General features: G+C 32.9%; 13 protein-coding genes and 3 pseudogenes. 9 read left to right on the top strand and 7 right to left on the bottom strand.

What is annotated here, in order from left to right; translation table 11 throughout:
- Position 1: 1 nt before the first annotated feature.
- From ACSVDH_RS15760 to ACSVDH_RS15730, 7 genes and pseudogenes are all read left to right on the top strand, one after another.
- Positions 2 to 910, top strand: a pseudogene (locus ACSVDH_RS15760) (phage portal protein).
- A 20-nt stretch (positions 911 to 930) separates the two neighbouring features.
- On the top strand, positions 931 to 1,047 hold the full coding sequence (locus ACSVDH_RS15755; RefSeq protein WP_439251217.1) for a phage portal protein: 117 nt from the start codon (positions 931 to 933) through the stop codon (positions 1,045 to 1,047).
- A 136-nt stretch (positions 1,048 to 1,183) separates the two neighbouring features.
- Positions 1,184 to 1,513: a hypothetical protein gene (locus ACSVDH_RS15750; RefSeq protein WP_439251216.1), complete on the top strand. Its 330-nt coding sequence runs from the start codon at positions 1,184 to 1,186 to the stop codon at positions 1,511 to 1,513.
- Between the two features lie 232 nt (positions 1,514 to 1,745).
- Positions 1,746 to 2,855: a GerAB/ArcD/ProY family transporter gene (locus tag ACSVDH_RS15745; protein ID WP_439251215.1), complete on the top strand. Its 1,110-nt coding sequence runs from the start codon at positions 1,746 to 1,748 to the stop codon at positions 2,853 to 2,855.
- Between the two features lie 97 nt (positions 2,856 to 2,952).
- Positions 2,953 to 3,237: a hypothetical protein gene (locus ACSVDH_RS15740; protein ID WP_439251213.1), complete on the top strand. Its 285-nt coding sequence runs from the start codon at positions 2,953 to 2,955 to the stop codon at positions 3,235 to 3,237.
- A 34-nt stretch (positions 3,238 to 3,271) separates the two neighbouring features.
- Positions 3,272 to 3,509, top strand: a pseudogene (locus ACSVDH_RS15735) (phage holin).
- Positions 3,510 to 3,617: 108 nt separating this feature from the next.
- The gene (locus ACSVDH_RS15730) at positions 3,618 to 4,316 is read left to right on the top strand and encodes an N-acetylmuramoyl-L-alanine amidase (protein ID WP_439251212.1); all 699 of its coding nucleotides are present in this window, start codon (positions 3,618 to 3,620) and stop codon (positions 4,314 to 4,316) included.
- 202 nt (positions 4,317 to 4,518) lie between these two features.
- On the opposite strand, the gene ACSVDH_RS15725 is transcribed toward ACSVDH_RS15730, so the two are convergent.
- From ACSVDH_RS15725 to ACSVDH_RS15695, 7 genes and pseudogenes are all read right to left on the bottom strand, one after another.
- The gene (locus ACSVDH_RS15725; protein ID WP_439251211.1) at positions 4,519 to 5,157 is read right to left on the bottom strand and encodes a hypothetical protein; all 639 of its coding nucleotides are present in this window, start codon (positions 5,155 to 5,157) and stop codon (positions 4,519 to 4,521) included.
- 706 nt (positions 5,158 to 5,863) lie between these two features.
- Positions 5,864 to 6,010 carry a hypothetical protein gene (locus tag ACSVDH_RS15720; protein WP_439251210.1) on the bottom strand — a complete coding sequence of 49 codons (147 nt, stop codon included), beginning with the start codon at positions 6,008 to 6,010 and terminating at the stop codon, positions 5,864 to 5,866.
- A gap of 147 nt (positions 6,011 to 6,157) precedes the next feature.
- Entirely contained in the window at positions 6,158 to 6,484 is a 327-nt protein-coding gene (locus ACSVDH_RS15715; RefSeq protein ID WP_439251209.1) for a helix-turn-helix domain-containing protein, read from the bottom strand.
- An 89-nt stretch (positions 6,485 to 6,573) separates the two neighbouring features.
- Positions 6,574 to 6,783 (bottom strand): hypothetical protein, encoded by a 210-nt coding sequence (locus tag ACSVDH_RS15710; RefSeq protein ID WP_439251208.1) that lies wholly within the window; start codon positions 6,781 to 6,783, stop codon positions 6,574 to 6,576.
- A 559-nt stretch (positions 6,784 to 7,342) separates the two neighbouring features.
- The gene (locus ACSVDH_RS15705) at positions 7,343 to 7,543 is read right to left on the bottom strand and encodes a cold-shock protein (RefSeq protein WP_439251207.1); all 201 of its coding nucleotides are present in this window, start codon (positions 7,541 to 7,543) and stop codon (positions 7,343 to 7,345) included.
- Between the two features lie 324 nt (positions 7,544 to 7,867).
- Positions 7,868 to 8,041, bottom strand: a complete 174-nt coding sequence (locus tag ACSVDH_RS15700) for a hypothetical protein (RefSeq protein WP_439251206.1) — start codon at positions 8,039 to 8,041, stop codon at positions 7,868 to 7,870.
- 1,032 nt (positions 8,042 to 9,073) lie between these two features.
- Positions 9,074 to 10,347: pseudogene (locus ACSVDH_RS15695) on the bottom strand (IS110 family RNA-guided transposase).
- A 153-nt stretch (positions 10,348 to 10,500) separates the two neighbouring features.
- On the opposite strand from ACSVDH_RS15695, the gene ACSVDH_RS15690 reads away from it, so the two are divergent.
- Positions 10,501 to 10,923, top strand: coding sequence for a hypothetical protein (locus ACSVDH_RS15690; RefSeq protein WP_439251205.1), 423 nt, complete (start codon positions 10,501 to 10,503; stop codon positions 10,921 to 10,923).
- Between the two features lie 720 nt (positions 10,924 to 11,643).
- Positions 11,644 to 11,934, top strand: coding sequence for a GNAT family N-acetyltransferase (locus ACSVDH_RS15685; protein ID WP_439251204.1), 291 nt, complete (start codon positions 11,644 to 11,646; stop codon positions 11,932 to 11,934).
- Positions 11,935 to 12,280: the final 346 nt, after the last annotated feature.

Genomic DNA, 12,280 nt, shown 5'->3' with positions numbered 1-12,280 from the left:
CATGCAGAAGTACTTACAGAAAATTAAAGATCTAAACGGCAACATAACGCCTGAACTCCTTAAGGAAATTATCAACTCTCCTGTGCATAAGGAAGATCGAGAACGAATGATAAAGCTTTATGAGCGATATAAGGCAAGTGCAGAAGGTGTACCAATCTTGAATCGGACTATTATCGATTATGAAGATTTTAAATTGGACACAATGCGCCGATTAGATAATAAAGTAAACAACATGCTAAATAATGCTTTTGATGCCGATATAGTAGATACCAAGATTGGTTATTTTCTAGGTCATCCGATTACGTATGAATATGACGACGGAGGAGAGCAAGGAACAACCTCAAAAGTGAAAGAAGATATTGATACTTTTAATACGCGTAATTATGTTGAGGATGAAGATTCTGAGCTGGGAAAAATGGCTTCTATTTGCGGTAAGGCTGCTAGATTGGCTTACATCGAGAAGGATACAGGATATGAAAGGATAAAAAACATTGATCCTTGGCAGGTAATCTTTTTAGGTGACGAGATTCATTCACCAGAGTATTCGATTAGGTATTACAATGCTTTAGAGAATGAAATACATGCAGAGTTTTATAACGATACGTATATTTATTTTTTTTAGGCAACAGGTGATAAAGGTGATTTTAACCTGGTAGAGGTGAAAGAGCATTTATTTGATTTTAATCCTCTTTTCGGATTAGAAAACAATAAAGAGCAGCAAGGCGATGCAGAAAAAGTACTAGCATTGATTGATGCCTACGATCGAACATTGTCCGATGCATCAAACGAGATAGAGCAATATCGATTAGCTTATTTAGTCCTTAAAGGATTAACAGCTGATGATGGAACAGAAGAAACACTTAGACGAGGTAAGATCATTGAATTACTTGGCGAGCATGATGACTTTTAACCAAGGATATTAACGATGCCTTGATTGAACATCATCTGGACCGGTTAGAAAAGAATATTTTGCGTTTTGCTAAATCAGTAGATTTTACAGATGAAAATTTTAGTGGGGATTCTACAGGCGTAGCTTTAAAGCAGTAATTACGGGCTTTCGAAAATAAATGTATCACAATGGAACGTAAATTTACTGCTATGCTGCGATATCAGTTTAAAGTTATATTCTCAGCATGAGCAAAACGTTCATCAGTTAACAAAGAAGATTACGTGAAAGTATGGTTTGCTTTTAAGCGTAATAATCCAATTAACCTTCTGGAAGAAAACTGCAGATAATCAGATTCCTAACATAGCTAAAAATGCAAATGACGTTATTTATCTACGTTTAAGGTCGACAACAGGAAACTGGACTACGGGTGCATTACCTGATGGATATAAACGTGGTCAGTTACTCATTATTCGAAATAGTGGTTCTGGAGCGAATACTATTACAATCCGAACAGGATTTACGTATAATGCCATTTTATATGGTGCAGCAAATAAGTTATTGAGTAATGAACAGGCTATCACTTTAATTTGGGATGGATCAGATTGGATGGCAACAGTTCAGTAATGAATAATTAGAAATATAGCAATGGGTGAGTTTTTAGGATAATTAGAAACGCATTTTCCTTATTTAATGGTATAGGATTGTTATAAGAAAAAGTCTAAAAATAGGTAGAAATTTAGTATGTACCTATTCCTTTTAAGTATGCATAAGTTCTTTGCTGGAAATAATAAGAAAAAAGGGAAATTCCGTTCTGATATAGATAAATCAGGGCTTTTTTTATTCTAGAGGAGACGTTATGAAGGAGCAGAAAATAAGTGCACTTCAACTTTTTTACGTAATTGTTGGTTTTGAATTTGGAACTGCGATTATTTTAGGATTAGGTGCAGGGGCTAAACAGGATTCATGGATAGTAATAATATTCAGTATGCTCTCGAGTTTGATATTAATGGGTGTATTTACCAAATTATCACTATATTATCCAGATGATACATTGGTTACAATGCTACCTAAAATAATTGGAAAGTATCTATCTTTTCCTTTGATCATTCTCTATATTTTGCATTTTATATATTCTGCAGCAAGAGCATGTCGAGATCTTGGTGCCTTACTTAACACTACCATATTAGTAGAAACCCCGATGGTGGTTATAATCGGATTTTTTATTGTATTAGTGATTTATTGTCTGCGTGGGGGAGTTGAGACCCTTGGAAGAATGGGAGAAACAGTCTTTCCAATTTACATTATGTCCCTAGTTGTGGTTTGGGTTTTATTATTTAGTGTAGAGAACTTTACTATTAAAAACCTTACTCCTGTTTTAGGCAATGGTTTAAAACCAGTATTGAAAGAGGTTTACCCTAGTGTTGTAAACTTCCCATTTGGTGAAACGATTATTATCATGATGTTTTTTCCGTTTTTAAATAACAAAAGTAATATCAGAAAGGTAGGAAATTCAATAATTTTAGTTAGTGGATTAATACTAACACTAAATGCAATAATTATTTTGTGCGTTCTAGGTCCTGAAATATATGGAAGAGATTGGTTCCCTTTTCTTTCAGCTACACGGATGGTTACAATAGCAGATTTCCTTGAAAGATTTGACGCATTAATTATTTTAATGATGGTATCAGGTGTATTTTTTAAGGTTGGGGGTTGGACATTTGGTGCTGCTGTTGGGATTTCTCAGTTAATCAAATTAAAACAGTATAAATCGGTATTACTTGCTTTAGGCACTATTATTACCCCTTTATCTTTATTAATAGCAAATAATTTTCCCGAACACTTAGAAATTGGATTGGATTACTTTGTACCATATTTCCACGTTCCACTACAAATAATCGTACCAATAATATTGCTTTGTATTGCTTTTATTCGGAAAAAATTCAACCTTTATATTTCGTCTAAATAGTACCTTAAAGTTACCTTTCTCAAAATGGCTAATTAATAATTTATAAAAAGTCACCATAATGGTGGCTTTTTATTTTGCCAATAAGAAGGTGAGTTAGATGGCTGTTGAAATCACAGTATTAATCGCAATAGGGAGTTTCTTGATTGGCATTTTTACATTCAGCCGAAATCGAGATAAAGACGTTAAAAATGATGCAACTGTATCGGCTGTGATCCGAACAAAACTTGATAATATAAGTCAAGGTGTAGAATCGATACGGATTGATATTAGAGCGAATGAACAACGGGTAAGGGACTTATCAGACCGTGTTGTTCGAGTGGAAGAAAGCTCAAAACAAGCTCATAAACGACTCGATAAAATTGAAAATAAGGGAGAGGTTTAAATGAAAAATTTGATAAATAACTTAGACAAAGAGCATGTTTATTCGGACGATGCTTCTTTTTGTTGCCCTAATAAATCAGTCACTCATAATGTTTGGGAAATCACCAATTCCAATAGAAGAGGGTCGAATTTATAGATGGTATTTATTTAGTTGGAACTATGTTATTTACTATAGTGTTTTCAATAATTGCCTGGTTCAAAAACAACTATGTGACAGAGAAAGGTCAATTGCAAAAGAAAGCATTACAAGCTCAAGGTTTAATCAAAAAATAAGCTGCCATTCGGTGACTTTTTATTTTGAGAGGAGAAGGATATTAATGGTGAAGTTAGTTATTTCATCTGGTCACGGTAAATATGTAAGTGGAGCTAATTCATTTATTAATGAAGTTAAATGAGGCGAGAAGAATTGTTAGTAAGGTTGCTGACTTTTTAAAAGAAATGAATTGTACTGTATATGAATTTCATGATAATACATCTAAAAATCAAGACGACAATATCCATAACATTGTTAGATATCACAATAGTAAGAGCCGTGATTTAGATGTTTCAGTTCACCTTAACGCTGCTTCAGAAACGAATGATCCTCGTGGTGCGGAGGTTCTTTATGTTTCAGAATCTGGAAAGGTTATTGCAGAAAAAGTAGCTGCAGCAATTGCAAAAGCCAGTGGATTAAAAAACCGTGGGGCTAAAAAACGTACAAACCTAGGGTTCTTAAATGGTACAAAGAAAACTGCAATCTTAATTGAGGTTTGCTTTGTTGATTCAAAAGCAGATGTTGTACTTTACAAAAGTAAGTTCGATGAAATTTGTAAAGCTATTGCTGAAACAATTTTAGGCAAGAAATTACTTGAACCAAAATCTGATCCAGTAGAAAGCGTGCAAATTAGAACAGGCGGTTTATCACCCGAAATGGTTGCTGAAATCGGCAAGTATTTTGTTGATAAAAAATGGTGGGCGCAAATTCAATATACAAGTGATGGGTCAAACCCTACAGCATTAACGGGTGGATTATCGCCAAAGAATCGAAAAGAATTTGAAACATGGCTCAAAGAGCGTAAATGGTGGTATAAGGTTTTGTAAAATGGAAACTATTAAGAAAGTAGTGTAAGTAATTCTCCCCTAGAATACCCTTCCTTAGGAAGGGGTATTTTTTATTTCTCTGTAAATATTTTTACTGTTATAATTATAATATTTTCTAACATATAAAAAAATGCCTTATTATGCTATTGATAAGCATAAACATAGGCATTTTTTATTTTTTAAAATATAATGCAAACAGTTTTTATTGTGGAGTTAAATAGTGCGCACTGGTCAATTGACCATTTATATTTACAGTAACGCTTTGATCTGGTGTTTCAACTGTTTGTGATGGCACAACTTCTGTCACACCAGGAACTACAATTGTTTTTCCTTCGATACTGAATACTTGACCATTAACCACCCTTTTTTCGCCCAAAATGTTTAAAGTAACACTAGGAACATCAGCTATAATACCAGGGATCTGCAAAGTAGATTCAGGAATGTAAATCGGTATAGCAGGAGTGGTAACTCCAAAAGAGACACAAGTTTTATTTTCAATATTTAAATCCTCTAATGTAACAGAATAAGAAGGGATCTCCTTAGAATTACCAGGAACATAAATAGATTGAGGTTCAGTATTTTCATCTAATCCTGATGTCGATAAGGAATAGCCAAGAATTTTATGATTGGCAGGATCAACATGCACTTGTACCGGATTTACTGCAACGCCATTTTCCGGAACTGTAACTAGGACAGCAGGAGTTGTAACAGTTTTCCCTTCAACTGTTCCAAGGACATATAAACATGTGTTACCAGAAGCCCGTGCCGAATCGGGATTCGTTGTAAAAATAGAGAATACACAAATAAGTATAGCAATAACACTTATTAAAGAATTTCTCATTGATTATTTTCCTTTCTTATTTAATTTTGATTTATTTTCTTTGATAACATTAATTATGGATTTTTATACTCTTAAGAGTACTGATACTGGCAAAACTGGTTTTATAACTTTAATTAAACAAAAGTAGTAGGTATTTTGATATTAGTAATCTTTACTTTAATCAATTAGTATGTAATGGCCATTACTTTTAAATCATATCATAAGCAAATAAAACTTAGTGTAAATTTCTAATTCCTATTCTTAAAATAATACAGAGGATATGAATTATCGTTATTTTTTGTAAAAACATCCAACTATTGGCCTTGTTTTTACTAAGGATCAACTTTGTTTTTTGATTGATTAGCAATAATTAGATCTTTTTTACTAAAATAAATCTTTACAATTTCGTAATATAACATTTGAAAATTAGAAATCGATAATTCGAAACCAATAATTTTGTAGGTTTGCAATCAAAGTAAGAGTACCAGAATAAAAATTAAACACATCCTATTTGATACATGATGTTCTTTATTATATATATTTAACACAAAAAAGACCGTAATAAAACGGCCTTAATGATAGTTATATTGTGCAAGGGAACCTTGATTGGAGCAAATGTATTTAATACAAAATCTTCAAAATATAATTGTTTATAACTAATTTTACATTAAAATAGAGCTCTTTTAATGGAGGGGCTTAACTGACCAATTAAAATATCTTTGTCCTATTAATAAGTTCCTTTATTCATAATTGGGGAAAGTGTGGATTGCGAGCACTCTTCATGCATCAAAGTGTAATGCTCATTGATATAAATCATGTCTGTTTCTTCGAACCATACTCCACATTCAGGACATCTTATTTTGCGAACTTTCAAAACCAATCAACTCCTTGTATTATTTTCAATAAGGAGTTCTTCTTATAGTTCTAATTTTCTATTAAGGAACGGTTAAATAAAAGTAAATTTATTGTGAAGTTCTAAAATACTCATCTAACAATTTTGTGGAATGTATCTTCAGTTTTTTTATTTTGGCTTTATTTCTTCATTTGTTCTAATGAAATTCTTTACAATAACAAATACATCATTATAAGATAAATTATTGCCCTTAGCTAAATTAATTAATCGAGTCCATTTTGTTTCCAAATCAAATTGATTGTCTTCTAATTCCAATATATAAGAAGATGAAACATTATAAACTATACAAAGTTTTCTCAATAATAAACTTCCAACATTTGAGCTTCTTTCAGCTCTAGAAATGAGCCCTTTATCTACGTTAATCATTTCTGAAACATCTGCTTGAGTAAGTCCTTTTGCTAATCTAATTGCTTTAAGTCTTTCACCGATATGCATCTTGCACCTCATAGGTTTTTGTTATAAGAGTAAAATACTAGTTTTAAGAAATTGTTAATAAAAGGTTAATCTTTGTAAATTCTTTGTAATTATTTGACTTTAATCCTATTTGCAATCAAGTTATTGTCTTTGTCCCTCACAATAAGACCCTTCTTAATTAGCGTAATAACCGTAGACTTTACATCTGCTTCCGATTTTCCTGTCCATCTCATTAATTCTTTAAGTGTAGGGCTTTTACCATGAATTGCAGTATTGAAATAAATCCGAAAAATTTTTCTTTCAAGGTCACTATACATCAAAAAATCACGCTCCTTTAACAAATATTATAAGAACAAACGTTCGTGTTATCAAGTGTATTTCTAAGTTTTTAATAAAACATAAAGCCCTCACCTTGGAAAAGTGAGTGTTATTTGTTAGTCTCATCATTATGCTTATTTCGTTTATATCATGTAACGGTAAAAATGTGATCGAGCAGGGTACATTATTATCTGTTTACTAAAAAGGGTATAAAGAGGAGTGTTGGAAATGAATTACAAGATGATAAATGAATCAATTGTGGTTAATAATGGCTGATGTTGAGAAAGAAGGAAGATGAAGAGTTTATTTTAAACCAATTAAGTTTCGTTCAGTTGTTTGAAGATGAATAAGATTAGATTAAGAAGGTTAGTTTGTTTAAAAGTTATTTTTTACACTTTATTTTTAAATTAATTAGGTATTCTACAAATAGTGTGTTATGCTTTACCTAACCATTTTAATACCTTTTTACATGTTTACCTCCCCCCATTCTTTATTGAGTGGGGGATTTTTATTGTCTAAAATAAAAAAGAACTCTAAAATTAATTAGAGTCCCTTCCTTCATTATGCTTTGTTTACGTTAGTTGCTTGTGGTCCGCGTTGACCTTGCTCAACTTCAAAAGTCACTTTTTGACCTTCGTCTAAAGATTTAAACCCATCGCCTTGGATAGCTGAGAAATGAACGAATACATCGCTGCCGCCTTCAACTTCGATAAATCCGAAACCTTTTTCTGCGTTAAACCATTTTACTGTACCTTGTTGCATATTGTTGCCTCCTGTGTGGAATATATCCCACTGTTTAATACTATCCTTGCTCAATAGATATCAAAGGCGAAAAGTTTAAATACTTATCTTTCCTTACAGACCGAACAAAAATAATTCTTATTCAGAATAACAGATAATTTTTGGAAAAGCAAATGGATAATTAAAGAAGAGGATCACAAATAATATTTAAGTTTGCTTAAATATTGGGGGTAACTAAGATAATTTAAAATGAGTGATTTGTACAAAATAAAAAACCATCCTTATTGGATGGCCCTTTAGTTAAATATTTTCATGTTTTCTAATAATTAGATCTGGATTAGTAATCTAACCTACTTTACTTTCTTCTAGGGCATGTTGCCAACTTGGGTAGTAATACAAAGCACTCCGCATTAAATCGGGATAAAGTTGTTTTATCTCTTTTTTCCGTAGAGATTTACCTTCGTTCTGTAACTTTTGGATCTGAGCAATGACTTCCTCTGATGTTAATGAAACATCCATTCTACATTCCTCCCATTCCAAGTTATCGTGATTATCTTTCCCATTGGCTAACAAACTTAAACTATAAACATAAGTAGAGTATTCTTCACACCTATGTTTCAACAAATCTTAGCATATAGAAATTGTGTTGTAAAGAAATCTTCATATAAAGAACTCTCATTGTATAAGAGAATGATTCCTCAACGTTAATTAAAGATTTTTGAATACAGGTTGTTTTTGGTTTAACGAAAAGTTTTTCTCCCTAACAGCACATTTCCAGCAGCAGGAACTCCCATTACACCAGTGAATTCTATTTTGGTTCTGCAAATACAAGTGTTGTAAAGCTTATACGGTACGGTGCTTCTATTGAAGGATTGCTTTTTCCTTCTTAAGGAATGGAGCAGGTGAGAAGCTCGTTAATACAAATAAAAACTTAATTAGCTAAAAAAGTTATAAAAGATATTCTAGTCGAACGTCCTTTTTTCATTGCTCATAATTAGGATTATGTTAAATATATTATTCAAGAAAAGGGCTCAATTCTAAAGTGAGAATTGTGCCATTTCTTATTGTAAAACAATACATCCCCAACTTTTGCTTTATGGGTCTATTTTTCGTAGATTGACTACTTGATTGTTGAACTCCCTCAGTTAGATACATTTATCTCTCGAATGCTCACTTATTCGCAGGATTTCAAACCACTTGATCGAACAATAACGGATGAATGGAATGAATTTTGATACTTTTGGCTCATGAAGGCATGCGGAAATAGAGGAGGTAGAAATAACTCCAATTATTACCATATGATGCACGCATTCTCCACGCCGCCCCTGGAGGCTATCCCTCCCATGTCTCAACGGGTCTAAGCCCTCTCATTCCTTCGTCATGCCTATCCAAGGGGTGGAGGCCGGTTTTGCTAACGGAACGGGTCGGTGCCCTTTGGTTGAACACATCCAGTACTCCGTGCTTTCTTTGAGATCCTACGAATAAGGCAACATTCGATAATATACTAATCTAAATATTAATTTGATAGGTATTTAATTTATAAAGGTTCAGTTATGCTGCTAATGGTGTTAAAGATTGTACTTTTTGAGGACAATAAGATTCATTACGTCGGGCCATTCCTACTAATATTCTTGCAAACTTACCAATCAGTTTCATAATTGATTTCATTTTCTTCATTTTTTTCACTTTAACATTGTTGGAGTGAAGCTCCTTGAACTCGGGATTGTTCATGACAAGACTCATTGTCGCTAAATACAAGAAACGCCGCAGTCTGGATCTCCCACGTTTAGAGAGAACGATTTGTCCTTTCCATTTACCCGAGCTAGCCTCTGCTAGTGTAATCCTCCATGTCGTAATAGAGAGTTACCATGGGCGAAACCACTTAAATCTCCTGCTTCTCCTAAAATGCCTGCTAATGTAATTTCACTAATTCCTTTAATGGCAAGTAATTTCCTTGAGAAAGGAATTTGTTTAAGTACGTCAGTAACTTCTTTTTCGACTCTTTCGAGTTGGGCTGTAGCGAGATCAAATTCTTCAAGTAACTGTTCTAAGTGTAGTTTATAAGCATCATGTGCTTGGTGACTACCTACAGAATGTTTGGCTAATTCTATTAGTAACTGTGCTTTTTTAAAGCCAGCGTGTCGCTTCATCAGTGTTTTCCACCCTTTAACTATATCCTGTGCTTCCATGGAACGTAGTTCCCTAGGTGTAGGGAATAAGCGAAGAGTTGCGATTGCCCCTTTGCCTTTGACGTCTTTAAATACCTGTCGAAGTTCAGGGAAGACAACATCTACCCAACGATTTATTTGGTTGATGGAACTGACGAGCCGTTTAACAATCACGTCGCGGTTAGCCATTAATACTCAAAGTTTTTCGAAAGGCTCTGAAGTGGGACGAATGAAGGTGTAGTAGCCATTCTTCACCATATCAGCAATGACGAGAGCGTCTTTTTTATCACTTTTGGATTGAGTGTTATCTCGGTTTTCCTTATTCTTTTTTACAAGGTGAGGATTAACCGTTACGACATCAATGTTTTGTTCGTATAGCCATTTCGATAGGTTAATCCAGTAATGTCCGGTAGGCTCCATACCAACTATTGCTTTATCAAAATTTTTTACCGCTTTTAATCCATTGATCCATTCTAGTAACCTAGTAAAGCCCATTTCATTATTTTCGAAAGAGAGAGGATTACCAACCACAATACCACGATAATTTACAGCTCGAGCTACATGGACTTGTTGTGCAATATCAACTCCGACAACGAGATGACGGTCTGAGATTCTTTCAATTAGTTGATTTTGTTTGTCTTGCATTTTATACTTCATAGTAGAGCTTCCTCCTTAAGATTTGAGTTTAGAGTGGTGTCTATATTCAATCTTACTGAGGAGCTCTTTTTTTATCAAAGTCAATAATTAACTCTCTACAGGAATGCTAACGGAGTATAAAAATACCTACATAATAAAATCGGAAGTGTCGTTATGATTACGGTTAAAAATGCTGAAAGTTACCTTAAAGATAAAATTGGTGAAGATGCTGATGATATAAAAAAAGTTTGGGAAACATATAAGGATTTTTGTAAAGAACCAGTTGAGGGAGAAGAAGATAAAGAAATTCTATTTGAATGTGGTGTTTATGATTTTACTGGAGAGGAACTATTTCATTTTGATTTTGTACGTCAGTTTACTTTTTATAAAGAAGACGAGTATTCTCATATGGAACAACTTCACTGTGAATTTTTATTTAAACCAACAGATGAGTTAAGAAGATTAGAGGTATTAGAATGGTCAATGGATTATGAGGATATAGATGATTTTTTTAATCATATAGAAAACCTTCAGGAGTTTATAATACCTTTGAATTTAAAGCCAATAAAATCAGAAATATATAAGGAAGAAGTTTAAACCATATTTCACTAACTGGGCAATAGTAGAAGACCATTATTATTGTCTTTTAAGATTATCTTGAAATCGAGTCTTCGAAGTGCGCTTTAATTGAATAAGCAGTTAAAAGCCTACGGTGCAGGATAGTTTAATAAAGGGTATAGATAATGGGAAAGATATTCCGTAAGAAAACAGCAGATGGTGATATCCATGAGAAGACCTTTTATTTTATTAATAAGTATTACATTTACATTTTTGTTTTTAACAACAACTAAAGTCTTTTCACAAAATGAACTTACAAGAGAGAAACTATTGGAAGAAACTTTGATGGTTAGGTATCTACCATTCATTTTAGAAAAATACTGATAATAAATTATTTATGTGTGAAAGAATTACTGACATAAAAAGGCTTAGTGGAAATAATCGTCAACACAAATTAACAATAGAAGTAGTAACTTTTGAACAAGCACATTCGCCCCCTTTCAACTTAATTTGATTAACACTGACCGATACACCAGAAGCGATAGATGTTTTCAATGTAGAACGTGAAGAAAATTTATCAATTAAACAACTTAATAAACATTGCGGATTCAAATCGCACTAGAAGATCAAGGCTGTCATTGTGGCAGCTTTTTCTTATTTAAGTAACGGTGCAGGTTTGTTGAAGATTATTTAAAAACCTTGTATTGTATAAATATATAATTAAAAGTATTTTTATACATCGTTAAAGGGAGATAATCTATGATTTTTCGAGAATTTACTTTAAAAGATTTTGATTCGGTGATGGATTTATGGAAACGAGCAAAATTAATTCTATCCCGATCAGATACCTATGAAGGAATGAAGGAGAAATTAAAAAGAGATCCAGAGTTATTTTTTGTACTTGAAGAGGATACTCAAATTATCGGTGTAGTAATGGGGAGTTATGACGGAAGAAGAGGGTGGATAAACCATTTAGCAGTTGACTCTGAATATCAAGGAAGAATGATTGGTGATCAAATAATCAAGGAACTAGAATTTAGGTTTAAATAAAGTGGATGTGAAAAAATTAACCTTTTGATTGAGCCGAGTAATGAGAAGGTACAAGGATTTTATGAAAAACAAGGTTTTAAAAAAGATGAATTAATATTTATGGAAAAGTGGATTTGACTTTAAATCCTTCTTCAGCTAACAGGTGCTTAGTGAAAAAAGAAATTGCATAAAACCCCACTTTATTATGCAGATGCCAAAAACGTTGATAAATCAACGATATATAAAATCATGCATAAAACGAAGAAAGGCAAAACCCTTGATACATAAGGTTTTGCTCTTTGGCTTACTTCTTATCATTGCAATTATGTTAACTAGATTTGTATAGAGTATAAAAACTTTGTAGTCG

It is taken from the genome of Metabacillus sp. Hm71 (assembly GCF_051842955.2).
Taxonomy (GTDB): domain Bacteria; phylum Bacillota; class Bacilli; order Bacillales; family Bacillaceae; genus Metabacillus.
This window is presented reverse-complemented; position numbering and strand designations above follow the sequence as displayed.